At 49.4% G+C, this 18854-nt stretch carries 17 protein-coding genes and 9 tRNA genes; 18 read left to right on the top strand and 8 right to left on the bottom strand.

Annotated elements, in window-relative coordinates; genetic code table 11:
• Positions 1-285: 285 nt before the first annotated feature.
• The 4 genes from rplT to thrS form a co-directional block, all read right to left on the bottom strand.
• Complete coding sequence (gene rplT, locus L2725_RS14345; protein ID WP_115138818.1) at positions 286-645, bottom strand: 50S ribosomal protein L20; 360 nt, start codon at positions 643-645, stop codon at positions 286-288.
• A gap of 17 nt (positions 646-662) precedes the next feature.
• Complete coding sequence (gene rpmI / locus L2725_RS14340) at positions 663-857, bottom strand: 50S ribosomal protein L35 (protein ID WP_115138817.1); 195 nt, start codon at positions 855-857, stop codon at positions 663-665.
• 92 nt (positions 858-949) lie between these two features.
• A complete protein-coding gene (gene infC, locus L2725_RS14335) occupies positions 950-1489 on the bottom strand; it encodes a translation initiation factor IF-3 (protein WP_115138816.1) in 540 nt (179 codons plus the stop codon).
• A gap of 3 nt (positions 1490-1492) precedes the next feature.
• Complete coding sequence (gene thrS / locus L2725_RS14330; RefSeq protein WP_115138815.1) at positions 1493-3421, bottom strand: threonine--tRNA ligase; 1929 nt, start codon at positions 3419-3421, stop codon at positions 1493-1495.
• 320 nt (positions 3422-3741) lie between these two features.
• Between thrS and L2725_RS14325 the strand changes: the two genes are divergently transcribed.
• Together L2725_RS14325 and L2725_RS14320 are read left to right on the top strand one after the other, a co-directional pair.
• A complete protein-coding gene (locus L2725_RS14325; RefSeq protein WP_249249560.1) occupies positions 3742-4485 on the top strand; it encodes an SDR family oxidoreductase in 744 nt (247 codons plus the stop codon).
• Positions 4485-4685: a CPXCG motif-containing cysteine-rich protein gene (locus L2725_RS14320; RefSeq protein ID WP_115138813.1), complete on the top strand. Its 201-nt coding sequence runs from the start codon at positions 4485-4487 to the stop codon at positions 4683-4685. The genes L2725_RS14325 and L2725_RS14320 overlap by 1 nt, the downstream gene beginning before the upstream one ends.
• On the opposite strand, the gene L2725_RS14315 is transcribed toward L2725_RS14320, so the two are convergent.
• Positions 4679-5296 carry a riboflavin synthase subunit alpha gene (locus L2725_RS14315; RefSeq protein WP_249249559.1) on the bottom strand — a complete coding sequence of 206 codons (618 nt, stop codon included), beginning with the start codon at positions 5294-5296 and terminating at the stop codon, positions 4679-4681. The two genes, L2725_RS14320 and L2725_RS14315, sit on opposite strands and share 7 nt — an antisense overlap.
• A 29-nt stretch (positions 5297-5325) precedes the next feature.
• On the opposite strand from L2725_RS14315, the gene L2725_RS14310 reads away from it, so the two are divergent.
• The 10 genes from L2725_RS14310 (at position 5326) to L2725_RS14265 (ending at position 7891) form a co-directional block, all read left to right on the top strand.
• Positions 5326-6702 (top strand): MATE family efflux transporter, encoded by a 1377-nt coding sequence (locus tag L2725_RS14310; protein ID WP_249249558.1) that lies wholly within the window; start codon positions 5326-5328, stop codon positions 6700-6702.
• Positions 6703-6860: 158 nt separating this feature from the next.
• A tRNA-Met gene (locus tag L2725_RS14305) sits at positions 6861-6937 on the top strand.
• Positions 6938-7022: 85 nt separating this feature from the next.
• A tRNA-Val gene (locus L2725_RS14300) sits at positions 7023-7099 on the top strand.
• A 54-nt stretch (positions 7100-7153) separates the two neighbouring features.
• Positions 7154-7249 (top strand) — tRNA-OTHER (locus tag L2725_RS14295).
• A 32-nt stretch (positions 7250-7281) separates the two neighbouring features.
• Positions 7282-7358 (top strand) — tRNA-Met (locus tag L2725_RS14290).
• Positions 7359-7360: 2 nt separating this feature from the next.
• Positions 7361-7437 (top strand) — tRNA-Val (locus L2725_RS14285).
• 39 nt (positions 7438-7476) lie between these two features.
• A tRNA-OTHER gene (locus L2725_RS14280) sits at positions 7477-7572 on the top strand.
• Between the two features lie 32 nt (positions 7573-7604).
• Positions 7605-7681 (top strand) — tRNA-Met (locus tag L2725_RS14275).
• A gap of 2 nt (positions 7682-7683) precedes the next feature.
• Positions 7684-7760: transfer RNA gene (locus L2725_RS14270), tRNA-Val, on the top strand.
• Between the two features lie 54 nt (positions 7761-7814).
• Positions 7815-7891 (top strand) — tRNA-Met (locus tag L2725_RS14265).
• Between the two features lie 319 nt (positions 7892-8210).
• Here L2725_RS14265 and clcA read toward each other — a convergent pair.
• Positions 8211-9623, bottom strand: coding sequence for a H(+)/Cl(-) exchange transporter ClcA (clcA, locus tag L2725_RS14260; RefSeq protein ID WP_249249557.1), 1413 nt, complete (start codon positions 9621-9623; stop codon positions 8211-8213).
• Positions 9624-9838: 215 nt separating this feature from the next.
• Between clcA and L2725_RS14255 the strand changes: the two genes are divergently transcribed.
• Positions 9839-12535, top strand: a complete 2697-nt coding sequence (locus tag L2725_RS14255) for a bifunctional acetate--CoA ligase family protein/GNAT family N-acetyltransferase (RefSeq protein ID WP_249249556.1) — start codon at positions 9839-9841, stop codon at positions 12533-12535.
• 37 nt (positions 12536-12572) lie between these two features.
• On the opposite strand, the gene L2725_RS14250 is transcribed toward L2725_RS14255, so the two are convergent.
• A complete protein-coding gene (locus L2725_RS14250) occupies positions 12573-13667 on the bottom strand; it encodes a GGDEF domain-containing protein (protein WP_249249555.1) in 1095 nt (364 codons plus the stop codon).
• Positions 13668-13998: 331 nt separating this feature from the next.
• On the opposite strand from L2725_RS14250, the gene rfbD reads away from it, so the two are divergent.
• On the top strand, positions 13999-14868 hold the full coding sequence (rfbD, locus tag L2725_RS14245) for a dTDP-4-dehydrorhamnose reductase (protein ID WP_249249553.1): 870 nt from the start codon (positions 13999-14001) through the stop codon (positions 14866-14868).
• Between the two features lie 4 nt (positions 14869-14872).
• Here the strand turns inward: rfbD and L2725_RS14240 are convergent, their stop codons facing one another.
• Positions 14873-15328, bottom strand: a complete 456-nt coding sequence (locus L2725_RS14240; protein WP_249249552.1) for a hypothetical protein — start codon at positions 15326-15328, stop codon at positions 14873-14875.
• Between the two features lie 259 nt (positions 15329-15587).
• Between L2725_RS14240 and ccoN the strand changes: the two genes are divergently transcribed.
• The 4 genes from ccoN to ccoP are packed head-to-tail and all read left to right on the top strand — an operon-like array spanning position 15588 to position 18817.
• Positions 15588-17024, top strand: a complete 1437-nt coding sequence (ccoN, locus tag L2725_RS14235) for a cytochrome-c oxidase, cbb3-type subunit I (protein ID WP_248937244.1) — start codon at positions 15588-15590, stop codon at positions 17022-17024.
• 12 nt (positions 17025-17036) lie between these two features.
• Complete coding sequence (gene ccoO / locus L2725_RS14230; RefSeq protein WP_115138804.1) at positions 17037-17642, top strand: cytochrome-c oxidase, cbb3-type subunit II; 606 nt, start codon at positions 17037-17039, stop codon at positions 17640-17642.
• A 12-nt stretch (positions 17643-17654) separates the two neighbouring features.
• Positions 17655-17831, top strand: coding sequence for a cbb3-type cytochrome oxidase subunit 3 (locus L2725_RS14225; RefSeq protein WP_248937242.1), 177 nt, complete (start codon positions 17655-17657; stop codon positions 17829-17831).
• Positions 17828-18817 carry a cytochrome-c oxidase, cbb3-type subunit III gene (gene ccoP, locus L2725_RS14220; protein WP_249249551.1) on the top strand — a complete coding sequence of 330 codons (990 nt, stop codon included), beginning with the start codon at positions 17828-17830 and terminating at the stop codon, positions 18815-18817. Before L2725_RS14225 ends, ccoP begins: the two co-directional genes overlap by 4 nt.
• Positions 18818-18854 lie beyond the last annotated feature (37 nt).

Raw genomic sequence — 18854 nt, 5'->3', positions numbered from 1 at the left:
CTCAGTCAGGCAATACATGGACAGCCATTGGCCCAAATTGTCTCACCACAGCCCGGGCGGTACGGGCAAGACCTGGGTAGCAATTAAGACCTGCCACCCACTGACATTCTAAGGAAAACAGCCAGGGGTTTGAGGAAAGTTGGTCTATAGGGAATGCTCAGTTCGGGAGGTTGAGCTTGATGATGGGAATAACGGCTTGAGGAATATCGTGGGGGCATCTACACAACTTACGCCAGAACGAAAAAAGGGACCAGAAGGTCCCTTTTTAACAGAATCAACGACTAATTACTTAGCCAGAGCTTCTTTTGCCTTTTCAACCAGAGTAGCGAAAACTACTTTGTCGAATACAGCGATGTCAGCCAAAATCTTACGATCGATTTCGATTGACGCCTTCTTCAGACCGTTGATGAAACGGCTGTAAGACAGACCATTCTGACGAGAAGCCGCGTTGATACGAGCAATCCACAGTTGACGGAATTGACGTTTCTTCTGGCGACGGTCACGGTAAGCATATTGACCAGCTTTAGTTACTGCCTGAACAGCAACGCGGAAAGTACGGCTACGAGCGCCATAATAACCTTTAGCAAGTTTCAGAACTTTCTTGTGACGAGCACGAGCGGTTACACCACGCTTAACTCTTGGCATCTTTCTATCTCCTCAAATTAAGCGTATGGCAGTTGACGTGCGATTGCTGGCACATCAGCTTTAGCTACTTGACATTTAGCACGCAGGTGACGCTTACGCTTGGTGCTCTTCTTGGTCAGGATGTGACGCAGGTTGGCTTGCTTGCGCTTGAAACCATTAGCGGTTTTCTTAAAACGCTTAGCAACACCCTTGTCGGTCTTCATTTTAGGCATATCTAAAACTCCGCATTGGGATGATTAATAAAACGTAAGGCGAAAAGGGGGTTGACCTCAGTCAACCCCCTTTTACTTTGAAGGTTGCCCTACTATTTCTTTTTAGGCGCGAGAACCATTACAGCCTGGCGACCTTCCATTTTCGGGAAGGATTCCACAACTGCCAGCTCTTCCAGGTCAGCCTTGATACGGTTCAGAAGATCCATACCCAGGTTCTGGTGAGCCATTTCCCGGCCGCGGAAACGCAACGTAATTTTCGCTTTGTCTCCGTCTTCCAGAAAACGTATCAGGTTGCGTAGTTTTACCTGATAGTCGTTTTCGTCAGTTCCAGGACGGAATTTAACTTCCTTAACCTGAATCTGCTTTTGCTTTTTCTTCTGCTCTTTAGCTGCTTTAGCTTTGTCGAACAGATACTTTCCGTAGTCCATAATGCGACAGACTGGCGGTTCTGCATTCGGGCTGATTTCTACCAGATCCAGACCGGCTTCATCAGCCGTGTTCTGAGCTTCACGAATGCTTACGATACCGATTTGCTCGCCATCGACGCCGTTTAAACGAACCTCTGGTACACCAGTGATTTCATCGTTGATACGGTTTGGGGCAGCCTGACGCCCTGCTTTTTTGATCTTTATGACCTATTCCTCCAACAGATTGAGACTACGGAGCGAAATTTGTTTCTTGACCATGTCGGCAAATGCTTCGATCTTGAATTTACCCAGGTCAACACCATCACGGGTTCGCACCGCTACTTCCTGATTTTCCATTTCCTGATCGCCTACAACAAGCAGGAATGGTACACGCTTCAAAGTGTGCTCGCGTATTTTAAAGCCAATCTTCTCGTTCCTCAAGTCCGAAGATGCACGAATGCCTTGTTCTTTGAAGGATTTGACGACTTCTTCAACATAATCCGCCTGTTTGTCAGTGATATTCATGACAACAGCCTGCATTGGCGCCAACCAAACAGGGAATTTACCTGCATATTCTTCAATAAGAATACCGAGGAAGCGCTCCAGGGAGCCCAAAATTGCACGGTGAATCATCACAGGGGTTTGACGGCTGTTATCTTCAGCCACATAAGTCGCACCCAAACGACCCGGTAGTGCATAGTCGAGCTGCACGGTACCACATTGCCACGCACGGTCAAGACAATCATGCAAAGTAAATTCGATTTTCGGACCGTAGAAGGCACCTTCACCCGGCAGAACCTCAAATTCGATACCATTGCTGCGCAGTGCTTCTTTCAAAGCTTCTTCAGCACGGTCCCACATTGCATCGTCACCGATACGCTTTTCTGGACGGGTAGACAGCTTCACCACGATGTTTTCGAAACCGAAAGTCGCGTAAGTGTCATATACCATCTTGATACAGCTGCTTACCTCAGCCTGAACCTGCTCTTCAGTACAGAAGATATGAGCATCATCCTGAGTAAAGCCACGCACACGCATCAGACCGTGCAGGGAGCCAGAAGGCTCATTACGGTGACAGCAACCGAACTCAGCCATACGCAATGGCAGGTCACGGTAAGATTTCAAGCCCTGGTTAAAGATCTGAACATGACCTGGACAGTTCATTGGCTTAATAGCATACTCACGGTTTTCGCTGCTGGTAGTGAACATGGCCTCAGAGTACTTGTCCCAGTGACCACTGCGTTCCCACAGCACGCGGTCCATCATCAGTGGACCTTTTACTTCCTGGTAATCGTAGTTACCCAGCTTCTGACGAACGAAACGCTCAAGCTCCAGGAACAGGCTCCAACCATTGTTGTGCCAGAACACCATACCAGGCGCTTCTTCCTGCATATGGTACAGATCCAGCTGCTTACCAATCTTACGATGGTCACGCTTGGCAGCTTCTTCCAGACGAACAATGTGCGCTTTCAGGGCTTTCTTGTCACCCCAGGCAGTACCATAGATACGCTGCAGCATCTTGTTGTCTGAGTTACCGCGCCAGTAGGCACCGGCAACATTCATCAGTTTAAAGTGTTCGCAGAAACGCATGTTTGGAACGTGCGGGCCACGACACATGTCAGTGTACTCTTCGTGATGATACAGAGCCGGAGTTTCATCGCGGCCAATGTTTTCATCCAGAATTTCCATCTTGTAGGTTTCACCGCGTGCTTCAAATGCATCGCGGGCTTCCTGCCAGCTCACCACACGCTTCACCACGTTGTAGTGAGTCTTGGCCAGCTCCTGCATGCGCTTTTCCAGCTTGTCCAGATCTTCCTGGGTCAGCTTTTGCTCCAGGTCAACGTCATAATAGAAGCCGTTGTCGATCACAGGACCAATAGCCATTTTGGTTTCTGGCCACAGTTGCTTGATGGCATGACCCAGCAGGTGGGCGCATGAGTGACGCAGGATCTCAAGACCCTCGGCATCCTTGGCGGTGATGATAGACAATTCGCTGTCCTGTTCGATCAGGTCACAGGCGTCTTTCAGCTCACCGTTAACACGACCGGCGATACAGGCTTTTGCCAGACCAGGGCCAATATCGGCTGCAACATCAAGAGTGGAAACTGGACGGTCAAATTCGCGTTTGCTGCCGTCAGGAAGAGTAATTACAGGCATGTAAAATCCTTATTCCAGTGGTGACCCATACGCAGGGCCACTTGGTGATAAAAATAAAAGAAGAAAGTTGCATCCCGGCGACAGAACAGTACGGAGTTCTACATTTCCGGATGCAGGGATGGGAGTGTACGTGAAACCCACTAGCGGAGCAACCTGCTGCCCTCTCCTTTGCCCCTGTAAATGTTGAGGTTTGGCTTTAAGATTCAGGCTCGCAGGTTTGCAGGTAATCTCTTGAGTTTCAGGCAGCGATCCGCCACATTGTGTGCACAACAACAAGCTATGCTTAGCTCCAACTGAAACATCACTATAAAGGAATCGACATGGAAGAACCCTGGGTACTTATCACAGGTGGAGCCAAACGTGTGGGGGCCGAAATCGCCAGGCAGTTTCATCAGGCAGGGTTTAATGTGGCTATCCACTATTTACACTCAAAGGGTGAGGCTCAGGCTTTGGTTGATAGTTTCAACCTAATAAGGTGTGGCTCAGCACAAGGGTTTCATGCGGATCTGAGCTGTGAACAGGACATTCTGAAGTTAGCCGATGAGGTCAAAGCGACACTGCCGTCGCTGACAGTGCTGGTCAATAATGCCTCCGTTTTCAAGCCGATGCCCTTAGCTTCCGTCACCATGAGCGATGCCCAGGCCATGTTACAGACGAACCTGCTGGCGCCCTACTTTTTATCCCGGGAACTGGGCAAGATGCTGGCGCGAAGCCAGGGCAGCGTTCTAAACCTTGTTGATATTCACGGCCAACGACCCTTAAAGGATTATGGACTCTACTCTGTTGCTAAGGCAGGATTGGAGATGGCAACCCGTTCACTGGCACTGGAGATGGCGCCTGATGTCAGGGTGAATGGGATTGCTCCGGGTGCGATCATTTGGCCTCACGGCAGCAGCGACCAGAAGCAGCAAGCAGTCACCGCCCATATTCCTCTCGGCCGCTGTGGCCAGAGCGGGGACATTGCTCAATTGGCTGTGTTTTTGGCACAGGCTCCCTATATATCAGGCCAGGTCATCGCGGTAGATGGTGGCCGCAGTGCCACAGGCTATTTGGGAGCCGAGTAATGAAGCTCAAATCCAACACTATTCATTGCCCACACTGTGGGCATCATCAGCATATAGATATAGATGGCAGCAATGGTGATCAGGAGTACTTTGAAGATTGCCGCGTGTGCTGCAACCCCATACATTTGAGGTTGCATGTCGATGAGCTCCACAAAAAAATTGAAGTTCATGTAGACGCGGATGACGAACAGTATTATTGACCCGCAAACCTGGCGGCGAGGACTCTTTCAACAGTATCAACAATAGCCTGAGTTTGACTGTCTATTTCTATATTAATACGGCTGCCAACCGTGGCGGCTTTCAGGTTAGTCAGCTTCAATGTCTCTGGAATCAAATGTAGCCAAAAGCTGGTTTCATCAACCTTTCCCACGGTCAGACTGCAACCATTAATGCCTACAAAACCTTTATAGAGTATGTATCGCATCCAGCTTGGTTCAACCTTGACTCTGACATCGTAATGTTCGTCGGTATCACTGACCTCAACCACTTCAGCAGTGGTATGAATATGGCCCGATAAAATGTGTCCACCAATTTCGCTGCCGAAGGTCAAAGAACGCTCGATATTGACCCAGCTTCCAGTTTGTAAATCTGACAAGTTAGTCAACTTAAGGGTCTCTTCCATTACGTCAAAAAACACCCTATCATTCGCGATCTGTGTGACTGTCAGACACACACCATTATTTGCGACACTTGCGCCCGTCGTCAGGCCTTCGCATAACGCGGCAGGAATGGCCACTTCCAGGGTGTGGAATCCATCATTTTTTTGAATCGCAGTCACTTCACAGGTGGCTTGTACAATACCAGTAAACATTTTCCACTCGCTTTTTTATAGGTTTTTCCATGAATCATACGGGCTTTCAGGCCAAACGATTGATCCAACTGGCGTTGCCAGTGCTTATTGCCCAGGTCACTCAGACTATGATGGGCTTTATCGACACTGTGATGGCAGGCCGGGTCAGCGCTGTTGATATGGCCGCCGTTGCCGTTGGTACCAGCCTTTGGTTGCCGGCAATCCTGTTTGTCCAGGGGCTGTTGATGGCCTTTACGCCAATGTTTGCTCACCATCACGGCGCCAATAATCCGAAAGCTATCGCCCCTTTGGCCCAACAGGCTGCTTATATTGCCATAATCGGCAGTATCGGTGTGATTCTGTTTTTAAGCAGTGCGAACTTCATCCTGCAATTTATGGAGCTTGAACCCAAATTGCATCAGCTCACTCTGGGCTATATCAATGGCATCATGTGGGGCGCCCCGGCATTTGTGTTGTATCAAGTGCTGCGCGGCTGTGCTGAAGGCATCTCCTATACCCTGCCCACCATGATCATTGGGTTCGTTGGCCTGGCGGTAAACATTCCCGCCAACTATATCCTTATCTATGGCCATTTTGGTATGCCAGCTATGGGCGGTGCCGGTTGTGGGGTTGCAACTGCGCTGGTGTTCTGGGCCATGTTCCTTTCTATGGCCGTTTATATCCGCTTCCATAAGAGGTTCAGCGAGATTGCTTTGTTCGAGCAATTTTTTAAGCCCCATGCCAAGACCATGTGGGACATGGCAAAGCTCGGTCTTCCAGTTGCCATGTCACTCTTCTTTGAAGTGAGTCTGTTTGCGGTGATTGCACTCTTGTTGGCACCATTAGGCTCAATTGTGGTGGCGGGTCACCAGATTGCACTGAACTTCTCATCCATCGTATTTATGTTGCCGCTTTCCATCGGTATCGCAGTATCGATTCGCGTGGGCTATTACCTGGGTCGGGATCAATGGGAAATTGCAGCCAAAGTCACTAAAGTGGGACTGGGGCTCTCTTTCTCTCTGGCGATGGTGACGGCAGTGCTTACCATATTGCTGCGTCATGATATTGCCATGCTGTATAACGGCAACCCGGAAGTCGTGACACTGGCGGGGTCGCTTATGCTGCTTGCCGCACTTTATCAACTGTCAGACTCCATTCAGGTAGTGGCAGCCGGAGCCCTGCGTGGATATAAAGACACCCGCAGTGCCTTCTTTATTACCTTGATCTCCTATTGGCCAATCGGTCTTGGACTGGGTTACATATTGGCGTACACCAATTGGATTGTTGAACCAATGGGCGCGGCGGGTTTCTGGATTGGCTTTATCTCTGGCCTGACATCAGCGGCGATTATGTTTGCTTTCCGACTAAGATATATTCAGAAAAACCAGATTGTTCTGGATGTTATCCAGGACACAGTGCCTCATTAATCATCAAGTTGCCGAATGCATGGGCAAGTTGCTCAGCATTCGGTCAGTCGATGGCGAATTTCATTTTTTTGCTTGCACAATCAAGCGCAACCCACTTAATATAGCGTCCGTCGTCAGGGCAGCGTCACAAAACGTAACACTGACAACGATAATTCGGACGCGGGATGGAGCAGCATGGTAGCTCGTCGGGCTCATAACCCGAAGGTCGTCGGTTCAAATCCGGCTCCCGCAACCAAATTCTAGTTGATGAGAAACAGGTCTTCGGGCTCAACTCTTATTAACCGCAGGCGAAGGTCTAATGCCCTACTCCCGCAAAATATACACCCGTAGCTCAGCTGGTTAGAGCACTACCTTGACATGGTAGGGGTCGGTGGTTCGAGTCCACTCGGGTGTACCACTCTCTTTTGAAGAGCTTCCTTATGATGAAGTAAAACTGATAATACAATTCGGACGCGGGGTGGAGCAGCATGGTAGCTCGTCGGGCTCAACTCTTTTTATAAAGAATCGAAGGTCGTCGGCTTTTCATCAAATCTGGCTCTCGCAACCACTTCCCTATCAAGAAGTAAAACTGATAACAGTCGCGGGATGGAGCAGCATGGTAGCTCGTCGGGCTCATAACCCGAAGGTCGTCGGTTCAAATCCGGCTCCCGCAACCAATACACCCGTAGCTCAGCTGGTTAGAGCACTACCTTGACATGGTAGGGGTCGGTGGTTCGAGTCCACTCGGGTGTACCAACTTCCTTATGACGAAGTAAAACTGATAAACAATTCGGACGCGGGATGGAGCAGCATGGTAGCTCGTCGGGCTCAACTCTTTTCATAAAGAATCGAAGGTCGTCGGCTTTTCATCAAATCTGGCTCTCGCAACCACTTCCCTATCAAGAAGCAAAACTGATAACAGTCGCGGGGTGGAGCAGCATGGTAGCTCGTCGGGCTCATAACCCGAAGGTCGTCAGTTCAAATCTGGCCCCCGCAACCAATACACCCGTAGCTCAGCTGGTTAGAGCACTACCTTGACATGGTAGGGGTCGGTGGTTCGAGTCCACTCGGGTGTACCACTCTCTTTTGAAGAGCTTCCTTATGATGAAGTAAAACTGATAGAAGAATTCGGACGCGGGGTGGAGCAGCATGGTAGCTCGTCGGGCTCATAACCCGAAGGTCGTCGGTTCAAATCCGGCCCCCGCAACCAACCTCTTGTTTGAGGAACATTAGCCTGCATTTGCAGGTTTTTTGTATTTAAAAATCCGTGTACACCGACACCTATCTAAATTCCCACAACACTTCTTTCATAACCCTCAGGCCGTCAGCAAGTGTTGCCCAGTTAAATCCCACCTCGTCGGCCAGATCACTTTTACGCGGTAACCTAAGCTGTGCTGTAAGTTTCTTCATCGCCTATAAGCGTGGTTGTAAAAACCACTCTTGCCGCTTCGATGTACTCTTCTATAGCCACACCCATAAAAAACTCCCCGGAGGGAGTTCTTTATCATTTGGCTGTACAGGTGACTATGTTAACTGGAGGATGAAACGCCCTGCTCATCTTGCTCGATCGTCTGCGCTTCTTTGGCCTTTTGTTTTGCAAGACTACGCTGTAACAATTGGCTGTAAATCGGTTTCCCCCCCATAGCCTGCGCTGCCATAGTTGCCCCCAACGTTGTGATCAACAAAGGCAAAATCAGGTCATAGTTGTGGGTCAGTTCAATCACCAGCAAAATACCAGTAATAGGTGCTCTCACAGTTGCGGCGAACAGCGCCCCCATACCCGCCACGGCAAATGTACCGGCAGTAATGTCCATGCCCGGAAAGAGTTCACCACACAACATCCCAAAAAAGGTACCAAACAGTGTGCCCAGTGCCAGCATGGGCGCAAATACACCACCCGGTGCACCTGAGCCGAAACATGCCAGTGTGGTCACCAGTCGGATCATGAAGAGTCCAAATAACGCGGTAAGGGCAAAGTCGCCATGGGCCGCGTCGGGGATCAAAGCGACACCTTCACCTGTCAGCTTTGGCAGAAACAGCAGCATGGCACCAAAAACAGCGCCTAAAAACGCACCAACAGCAATAAATCGGGACGTCTTATGACCGTGAAGTCGGTCAAAGCCATCCATTGTCATTACCACCAGCCTGTTAAACAGCACACCAATGGCCCCAAACAAAAGGCCGAGTACCAGAAACAATCCCAAAGAAGACAATGGTACTGGAGGGTATGAAGGCAGCGGGATCATTGCTCCCTGCCCCTGTAAACTGCGGTAAGTGATAGTGGCAACAATGGCTGCAATAATCACAGCTTTAATCGACACCAGGTTATATCTGAACTGGGGTCTCATCTCCTCAACCACAAACATGATGCCTGCCAAAGGGGCGTTGAATGCTGCAGCAAGTCCGGCAGCCGCACCAGAGGCAACCAAAGTATGTCGTCCTTCATCATCTTTCAGCCTGAAAATATCGGTCAGCATACGGCCCACACTTGAGCCCATCTGCACCGAAGGCCCTTCCCGTCCCAATACCAGACCAGCCCCTATGGTTCCCACCCCACCAAAAAACTTAACCGGTATGACCCGCCACCAGCGCACCGGCCTGACACCATCGAGTGCACCTTCAATTTCAGGAATACCTGAGCCTGCAGCTTCAGGCGCAAATCTGTTAACCAGTAAAAATCCAAAGGCCGACAGCAATGAACTCGACAACACCACCAGGGAGATCATTTCCCAACCGGGTTCCCGCCCGGACATCCACCCTTCTCTGGTATCCATTACGGCATCAATCGCGATATCAAAACCGGTACAAAGCAGCCCTGCCAACAAACCGACAAAGGGGGATAGACACAATACGGTTAACGGACTTTTATGGCTGGCAAGAAATCGCCGGACCAGCTTAGTAGGTTGTTCTTTTGTCTTTTGAGGTAAGGATTCAGTTGTCATAGTGGAAACGGCCAACATAACGGGGAAATTGCTCGGAAACCGGTCTGATAACAGGCAAGATCGCCTTGATTGATACAAACTGCAATAACTGTATCACAGGCCAGGATTGTGACGGTCCAACAATCCCAAACATTAACAATAATTTGCATCAGGCTATGGGAAAGGTTTTGGCCATCAAGTAAACTGAAACCTCTTATCCCGGGACGGAAAAGTCAATGAGTCAGCGAACCTTAGCGCCCCTTTTTAATCCTGCGTCTGTTGCCATTATTGGTGCTTCCAGTAACCCAAGACGTGCCGGTTACGTGGTTATTCGTAATTTGATTGCCAATGGATTTTCAGGACCAATTATGCCTGTTACACCTAAGTATCAGGCTGTTATGGGTATTCTGGCGTACCCGGCAATCGAGTCTCTCCCGATCAAACCCGACATTGCCGTTATTTGTACACGGGCTTCGAGGGTTCCGGGCATTGTAGAAACACTGGCTCAGTTTGGCTGTAAAGCGGCTATCGTCATGGCCTCAGGTATGGCTGAAGCCAAAACTGAGGATGGTACCAGTGCGCTGAATGCAGCGTTTGAGCATGCCAATCGTTATGGTATGCGGCTGTTGGGCCCAAATAGCCTGGGCATGATGGTCCCCCCTATTGGACTCAATGCCAGCCTGGCCCATACCAATGCCCTAAGTGGCAAGATAGCCTTTGTTTCCCAGTCTGCAGCCCTGTGCACCACGGTATTGGACTGGGCAAACAACAAAGGAATTGGGTTTTCTGCGTTTGTCTCGCTGGGCGATGCCGCCGACATAGACTTTGATGAACTCATTGACTATCTGGGCAGAGATATTCATACCCGGGCAATTTTGCTTTATATCGACTCCATTAACGACAGCCGCCGATTTTTATCAGCTGCCAGAGCAGCATCCCGTCATAAACCCATCATAGTAGTTAAATCGGGCCGGAGTCAGGAGGGACGCCATGCAGCAGAACGGCACACTGGCGGCGTTATTGGCAGCGACAGTGTTTATGAAGCGGCATTTAGACGGGCCGGTATGCTGCGGGTTCAGGATCTGACGGAGCTCTTTGCAGCAGTGGAAACCCTGGCTCACTCAACTCCTATAAAGGGTGAACGGTTGGCAGTACTTAGCAACGGTGGTGGCCCTGCGGTCCTTGCCGTTGATGAAGTTATTACCCGGGGCGGCAAGATAGGTCCCCTGTCCGATGAAACTCGCGCCAAGCTGGATCAGGTACTGCCTTCAATCTGGTCGGGACAGAATCCCGTGGATATTATTGGGGATGCTGACGCCGACCGATATGGAAAAGCACTTGATATCCTGCTTGACGCCAACGAACTGGATGCAGTCCTGGTATTACACTCTCCTTCTGCACTGGGCGACGGCGATCGAATCGCAGACAGCGTTATCGCCGTTGCAGAAAAGCACAAACAGGGAAGAATGCTGAATATTCTGACTACCTGGAGTGGTGAAGACGCCGCATACAGCGCACGCAAACGTTTCAATGCAGCAGGCATCCCCACTTACAGAACCCCAGAGGGCGCCGCTGGGGCCTTTATGCATATGGTTGAGTTCAGCCGCAACCAAAAACTGCTTCAAGAGGTTCCTGAGTCTGTATCAGACACTCTTTATCCCAGCACCGACAATGTCCATGCTCAGCTTAACAGCGCGATCGAGGATGGCCGGCTGCAACTGGAAACCCATGAAGCCGCAGCACTGCTTTCTACATATGGGATCAACACCATAGGAACTGAGTTTGCTGCGACTCCAGAGCAAGCAGTACAAGCGGCAAACAACCTGGGCTATCCGATTGCCCTTAAAATCCAATCACCGGACCTGATCCATAAGTCAGATGTACATGGCGTAAGCCTGAATCTGACATCAGATGACGATGTCATACAAGCCGCGGGCGCTATGATGCGAAGAGTTCAGCTTCAGGTTCCCGGCGCAAGAGTTGAAGGCATGCTGGTACAGAAAATGGCCCTGACTGCCGGGGCACAGGAGCTACGGGTCGCGGTAATACACGACCCGGTATTTGGTCCCGCCATCTGTCTGGGCGAAGGTGGATCTGAATGGGATCCTACCAGAGATGCCGCTGTTGCCCTGCCGCCGCTGAATATGGCTTTGGCTCGCTATATGGTGATTCAGGCCCTGAAAACCCAAAAGCTCAGAGACAGGCGCTTGCCTCTGGGTCTCAACATGCAAGCCATTTGTCTGTTATTAACCCGGCTATCCCATCTGATTATTGACTGCCCGCAGATCGCCACTCTCGACCTTAACCCGGTATTGGCGGCCGGAGAGTCAATCACAGTGCTGGATATCAACCTCAGACTGCACTCACAGCCGGTAGATAATGCTCAACGTCTGGCCATCATGCCCTACCCCAAGGAGCTTGAAGAGCGCGCCAGTCTGAAGGATGGGCAAAGCGTTACCCTGCGGCCCATTCTGCCCGAAGATGAACCCAGTCATCATGAGTTTGACTCCTCGCTGACTGCCGAAGACAGATACAAGCGCTATTTCGGCGTCAGGGCACCAATGACCCATGATGAAATGGCAGTATTGACTCAGATTGATTACGCCAGGGAAATGGCATTTATTGCCACCAGTAAACAACCTGATGGAACAGAGAAAACCCTCGGAGCGGTTCGGGCGACGATAGATCCTGATAATACAGATGCTGAATTCGCTATGGCTGTGCGCTCTGATCATCAAGGGCTGGGAATTGGACGTTTGCTGCTTGAAAAATTGATACGCTACTACCGCCAAAATGGCACAGGAGCAATTAGTGGTTACACCATGTTTGAAAACCGCAATATGGCGAGCCTGGCTAAATCACTGGGCTTTAAGGTGACCTTTGATATGGAAGAGCAGCTTATCTATATGCATATGCCACTTACCGAAGACTAAACGTAAAAAAACCGACATCAATTGTCGGTTTTTCTCTTTATGCCGGTTCAGCCCGGCGGTTATCTTTCGGCTTAACTTCAGAGGGTTGTTTCTCTATCCCTTTGACACAGTTACGACCCGATGATTTCGCCTGGTACAGAGCTTCATCAGCCCGGGCCATACAGTCATCAATTGAGTCATCAGTGCAAAAACTGCTCACACCAACTGAGACACTGATACGGCCCAGTGATTGACGGTTCTCAGCACCAATACTGAGTTTTTTCTCATTGATGACCGCCCTGACCCCTTCAGCGACTGTCATGGCGATATTGAAATCAGTGTCAGGGAGAATAATCACAAACTCTTCGCCACCATAACGGGCAACAAAGTCTGAGCTTCTCACCCCTTTCTTCAATAGTCGGCCCACATAGGCAATCACTTTATCTCCTGTTTGATGGCCATAGGTATCGTTTACTTTTTTAAAGAAATCGATGTCCACTACCATCATTGAAAATGACTTATCACCTTCGGTGGCGCCATTGAACACCTGTTGCATCTGGTGATCAAATGCTCTGCGGTTGAATAGTGTCGTCAATGGATCTGTCATTACTTCATTTTGTAAAGACTCCATTTCATTACGCAGCTCATTCACCTCTTTATCCATCTGTGAAAGACTGGCAGCCATTCCCTTATTCTTCTGCATAACCTGAGTAAGTTCAGACCCCAAACCTTCAATCAATTCGGCCAGAGTGGCTTCGGTAGGATTATCCTGAAGTTGGTCGCTATAGCTACTCAGCACATCAGAAAAATCTGCTGTACCCTGGCTTATCTGTCTTATCTTATTAATTAACCCGGAGATCAAAGATTGTGTTTCAGACTGAACCGAACACAACTTTTCTGCATCCCCTGGCTCGGCCAAAAACTCTTTAAACAATCTGTCATTGGTGGAAGAGGTAAAACTGGTTCCGGAACTCAACAGCTTGTCGATCTCCAGCTTTAGTAAAGGATTGGTTCCCAAACAATACTCATACCAGACGGCATAATTCACCGGCGTAACGGCAATATCCAGTGCAGTCATTTTAGGAACGGCCTGACGCAGGATCTTAATAGAGAGTTCCTTGTCATCCCCTGAAGTACGTGACTCTATTTTCATTGCTATAATAACCCCGTCATTTGGCTTTTATTATTGACTCAGTTTGGGTGGAAAACCATCGCCACAAACACTCACCTCAAACATGGTTACAACTTTGTAACAAAGTGTACCGCAAGACCCATTACTCTGTCTCGCCTGATTGCATGACTTTTATTGATCTTTAAGGCGATTATTCCGTGGGCTTTATATAAGGCTTCATTGTAACCAAAACATCAGCCAGCTATCAGTATGCAGTGTTTCTTAGCCGAATTTTGTGATTAAACGATAATCCTGATTGCCCAGAGGTAAGGATTTGACTAATCTTCGACTATTCCCCTTTGAATTCGTTTCTATGTCACTGCGCATTGCTGTCATCGGCAGACATGGCCAATTGGCCAATTCCCTTCGAAAAACACAACCGAGCCACACCTCTTGTCTATATGTAGGACGCGACGAGATAGATCTCTTTAATCTTGCTGAATTGGAAAAGTCACTTGCTGGCATAGATATCGTTATCAATACCGCTGCCTATACTGCCGTCGACCAGGCAGAAACTGACAAAGATGACGCAGATGCGCTGAACCATATTGCGGCGATGAATCTGGCACAAACAGGAAAGATAGTCGGATATAGGCTAATACACTTGTCAACCGACTATGTATTTAGCGGAATCCCAGGTAAGCCCTGGACGACTATAGACACGCCCGAGCCTTTATCTGTTTATGGAAAGAGCAAATACGCCGGTGAGCAGGCAGTCATTCGGTCAGGAGTAAAAGCCGCCATTATTCGAACCAGCTGGTTATATTCTGATACTGGCTGTAATTTTGTTAACACCATGCTGAGGCTGCTAAACAACAAAGACTCACTTTCCGTAGTCAATGATCAGTTTGGCTCCCCTACCAGTGCCACCAATCTATCTGCCTTTATCTGGGCAATATGCCAAATTGCGCATTGGCCTCAAATTATCCATTTCCGTGATCAGGGCGTAGCCACCTGGTTCGAGTTCGCACAGGAAATTCAACGTCAGGCGAGTAAAATCGGTATTCTCGATAGTCACTGCACTCTCGTGCCCATCTCTACTGAGGAGTATGGTGCCCCTGCTCCCCGACCATTAAATAGCGTACTGGATATGAGTGACACCCCCAGACTGATGGAGCAACATAGATGGCAGTTTGCGTTATCTGAAGTGCTCCACAAAATAAAACGCCGGGGTGAAGGCTGACCGACTAACCATCAGCATCCGCTAAAAAGTCAAACCAAACATACTTTTGTTCGCCCTGGTGAACAAAGCCAACTGTAGCCCGCCACACCATATAACCAGATGAACATGAACCAAAGATCATCTGTCCACTGAAACTTCCATCATCGGCGGGCTGGATATTTACCGGTATCACTCCCATAAACATATCTCTGCCTTCAAGTTTCATGGTGACATCCGACACAGGTACATTAGTGGTAATTTTTACATCAATTGGTCGCTCACTTGGTGCAAAATCAGGCATTAAGATTAGATTAATGTTTATTTCACCGCTTTCAGCGTTACAATAGCCCGCACCAAAGTCACACAAAGTTTTATCAACCTCACCACGGGGTGAAACCTGCACTTTGGCTTGTTCACAACCCAAGATCGAACCCATTAATAAAACCATCAAAAACAGCAAAGTAAACGTGTTATTGCGCACAATTTACGCCTCCGTTAGCCAAGTGTCACCATTCTGTTCTTAAATTTGATCCAGATCAAACACATCAGCTTGTCTCGTATATCTTTTTTGACGTAGCTCAAGTATCATTGCGGTGCTTGGTGACTAATCTCAAATTACTGATCAAGCGTATTGACAATGACATGGTTTTCCGCGCAGGAAAGCTATAATTGTCAAGATTTCAGGTGAGGCTCAGCCTTAAACATTAAAAAAAGTAAAAGTAATAAGCAGTGGAAGCAATATGATGAACCATTCCCAGCCAGTCGGCGCTGATTACAATTACACCGTTGTTCGGCAATTCGCCCTGACAACTGTCCTGTGGGGCATTGTTGGTATGGCAGTCGGTGTATTGATTGCGGCTCAGTTAATCTGGCCACAGCTGAACTTTGATACCCCTTGGTTGACCTATAGCCGCTTGCGGCCTCTGCACACCAATGCGGTAATCTTTGCATTCGGCACTTCAGCGCTTTTCGCAACCTCCTACTATGTAGTTCAACGTACCTGTCAAACCCGACTGTTTGCGCCCAAATTGGCCGCATTCACCTTCTGGGGTTGGCAAGCCATTATTCTGTCAGCCGCCATCACCCTGCCTCTGGGTATTACCAGTGGTAAGGAATACGCTGAGCTGGAATGGCCGATCGATATCGCTATCACCGTGGTATGGGTGTCCTACGCCATTGTGTTCTTCGGTACCATAGTCAAACGTAAAACCTCCCACATCTATGTGGCCAACTGGTTCTTTGGTGCCTTCATTATTACCGTTGCAGTCCTGCACATAGTTAACTCTATGGCAATGCCAGTGAATATGTTCAAGTCATACTCGCTGTATGCAGGTGCTGTCGATGCCATGGTGCAATGGTGGTATGGTCACAATGCCGTAGGCTTCCTGCTGACAGCTGGCTTCCTGGGTATGATGTATTACTTCGTTCCCAAGCAGGCTGGTCGTCCGGTTTACTCTTACCGTCTGTCAATCGTGCACTTCTGGGCACTGATCGCCCTGTATATCTGGGCAGGTCCTCACCACTTGCACTACACCGCCCTGCCTGACTGGACTCAGTCTCTGGGTATGGTGATGTCACTGATCCTGTTTGCTCCATCCTGGGGCGGCATGATTAACGGTATTATGACCCTGTCAGGTGCATGGCATAAGCTGCGTACTGACCCTGTACTGCGCTTCCTGGTTGTATCTCTGTCCTTCTACGGTATGTCTACCTTCGAAGGTCCTATGATGGCGATCAAGACAGTTAACGCTCTGTCTCACTACACCGACTGGACCGTAGGTCACGTACACTCTGGCGCTCTGGGTTGGGTAGCCATGGTTTCTATCGGTTCTCTGTACCATCTTATCCCAGTACTGTTCGGTCATGGCCGTATGTACTCTACCTCTCTGGTTAACGTCCACTTCTGGTTGGCAACCGTAGGTACTGTGCTGTACATCGTGTCCATGTGGATCTCTGGTGTTATGCAGGGTCTGATGTGGCGTGCAGTTAACTCTGACGGCACCCTGACCTACAGCTTCGTAGAAAGTCTGGAAGCCTCTTATCCGTTCTACTTCGTTCGCTTCCTGGGCGGCTGTTTCTTCGTAGCCGGCATGCTGGTTATGGCTTACAACGTATTCCGTACTGTGAAGGCACCTAAAGATTCACTGCCTTCACTGACTGAAGCCAAAGCTGCATAAGGAGTGATACCGATGAAATTTAATCATGAGATTGTCGAAAAAAACATCGGCCTGCTGGGCATCTTCATCGTACTGGTAATCAGTATCGGTGGCCTGGTGCAGATCACTCCTCTGCTGTTCCAAAAGGAAACCACTGAGCCTGTTGAAGGTCTGCGTCCGTATACAGCTTTGGAACTCGAAGGTCGTGACATCTACATCCGTGAAGGGTGCTACAACTGTCACAGCCAGATGATTCGTCCACTGCGTGCTGAAACCGAGCGCTATGGTCACTACTCTGTCGCCGGTGAGTCGGTATGGGATCACCCATTCCAGTGGGGCTCCAAGCGTACAGGTCCTGATCTGGCCCGTGTAGGCGGCCGTTACAGCGACAAGTGGCACGAAGTTCACCTGATTGACCCACGTGCAGTGGTACCTCAATCCAACATGCCTGGTTATCCATGGCTGGCTGAAAATGTTCTGACCGGTGACGAAACCGCTGCCAAGATGGAGATTTTCAAAGGATTCGGTGTGCCATACACAGATGAAGATATCGCAGGTGCCAAGCAAGCCGTTGAAGGTAAAACTGAAATGGAAGCTATCATCGCGTATCTGCAGTCACTGGGACACGCACTCAAGTAAGGAGGCAACTATATGGATTACGGCACATTACATGGAATTATCACCGTCATTGTAATGCTGACCTTCGTCGGTATATTTGCTTGGGCGTACAGCAGTCGCCGTAAAAAGCAATTTGACGAGGCTGCTAACCTGGTTTTCGCCGATGACGATAATCAGGTACTGAAGGACTCAGGAGAACAAAAGCAATGAGTAGCTTCTGGAGTATTTGGATCACAGTACTTACCCTGCTGGTGATCGTTGGATGTGTTTTCCTGCTGGTCGTGTGTAACCGCAACGACACCGGCATCAAGGAAGGCGAATCCATGGGGCACAGCTTCGATGGTATCGAAGAGATGAACAATCCCCTGCCGAAGTGGTGGAACTATATGTTCTACGTCACTATCGTGTTTGGCATTATCTACCTGCTTCTGTATCCGGGACTGGGTAACTTTAAAGGCCTGCTGGGCTGGACAAGTGCCAACCAAAGCGTGACCACCATCGCCGAGTCAAAGGCAGCTTTCGAGAAATCAGAAGCGGCTTACGGCAGTGAACAAGGCGACGGCAGCTTCGTACAGTATGACCGCGAGGTTATTCAGGCCAATGAACGTTTCGGTCCTATCTTCGATGCCTTCGCCAAAACTCCGCTGGAAGAGTTGGTGAAAAACGAAGATGCGCTGAAAGTAGGTGGTCGTCTGTACCTACAAAACTGTGCTCAGTGCCATGGCTCTGATGCCCGTGGCGGAAAAGGCTTCCCTAACCTGACCGACAACGCCTGGTTGTGGGGCGGCGAGCTGGCCGAGATTAAAACCACTATCATGAACGGCCGTAACGGCATGATGATGCCTAAAGGTGGTCTGCCTATCGAAGATGGCGAAATCAACGGTCTGGCTGAGTATGTGGTGAGTCTGTCCGGTCGTGACCACGATGCTGCTCTGGCAGCCAAAGGTCAGGCTTCCTTTATGAAAGGATGTTTCGCCTGTCACGGTATGGACGGCAGCGGCAACAAGATGCTGGGTGCGCCTAACCTGAAAGATAACGCCTGGCTATACGGCGGCAGCCGCATGGCGATTGCTGAAAGTATCCAACTGGGTCGCAGCGGCGTGATGCCTGCCTGGAAAGATATTCTGGGTGAAGAGAAGGTTCACGTTATCTCTGCTTATGTTTACAGCTTGTCTCAAAAAGACGAAAGCAAGTAAATCATTAGCTTGAATCAAGGCCCCGCAGTCAAACGGG

Source organism: Shewanella corallii (assembly GCF_023349125.1).
Lineage (GTDB): Bacteria > Pseudomonadota > Gammaproteobacteria > Enterobacterales > Shewanellaceae > Shewanella > Shewanella corallii.
This window is presented reverse-complemented; position numbering and strand designations above follow the sequence as displayed.

What these genes read in the sequence shown, in the direction of transcription:
- L2725_RS14320 (WP_115138813.1), top strand. Translation starts at nt 4,485, where the DNA reads ATGAAGCTCAAATCCAACACTATTCATTGCCCACACTGTGGGCATCAT.
- ccoN (WP_248937244.1), top strand. Translation starts at nt 15,588, where the DNA reads ATGATGAACCATTCCCAGCCAGTCGGCGCTGATTACAATTACACCGTT.
- L2725_RS14310 (WP_249249558.1), top strand. Translation starts at nt 5,326, where the DNA reads ATGAATCATACGGGCTTTCAGGCCAAACGATTGATCCAACTGGCGTTG.
- L2725_RS14325 (WP_249249560.1), top strand. Translation starts at nt 3,742, where the DNA reads ATGGAAGAACCCTGGGTACTTATCACAGGTGGAGCCAAACGTGTGGGG.
- rplT (WP_115138818.1), bottom strand. Translation starts at nt 645, where the DNA reads ATGCCAAGAGTTAAGCGTGGTGTAACCGCTCGTGCTCGTCACAAGAAA.
- thrS (WP_115138815.1), bottom strand. Translation starts at nt 3,421, where the DNA reads ATGCCTGTAATTACTCTTCCTGACGGCAGCAAACGCGAATTTGACCGT.
- rpmI (WP_115138817.1), bottom strand. Translation starts at nt 857, where the DNA reads ATGCCTAAAATGAAGACCGACAAGGGTGTTGCTAAGCGTTTTAAGAAA.
- L2725_RS14255 (WP_249249556.1), top strand. Translation starts at nt 9,839, where the DNA reads ATGAGTCAGCGAACCTTAGCGCCCCTTTTTAATCCTGCGTCTGTTGCC.
- L2725_RS14225 (WP_248937242.1), top strand. Translation starts at nt 17,655, where the DNA reads ATGGATTACGGCACATTACATGGAATTATCACCGTCATTGTAATGCTG.
- ccoP (WP_249249551.1), top strand. Translation starts at nt 17,828, where the DNA reads ATGAGTAGCTTCTGGAGTATTTGGATCACAGTACTTACCCTGCTGGTG.
- clcA (WP_249249557.1), bottom strand. Translation starts at nt 9,623, where the DNA reads ATGACAACTGAATCCTTACCTCAAAAGACAAAAGAACAACCTACTAAG.
- rfbD (WP_249249553.1), top strand. Translation starts at nt 13,999, where the DNA reads ATGTCACTGCGCATTGCTGTCATCGGCAGACATGGCCAATTGGCCAAT.
- L2725_RS14315 (WP_249249559.1), bottom strand. Translation starts at nt 5,296, where the DNA reads ATGTTTACTGGTATTGTACAAGCCACCTGTGAAGTGACTGCGATTCAA.
- L2725_RS14250 (WP_249249555.1), bottom strand. Translation starts at nt 13,667, where the DNA reads ATGAAAATAGAGTCACGTACTTCAGGGGATGACAAGGAACTCTCTATT.
- ccoO (WP_115138804.1), top strand. Translation starts at nt 17,037, where the DNA reads ATGAAATTTAATCATGAGATTGTCGAAAAAAACATCGGCCTGCTGGGC.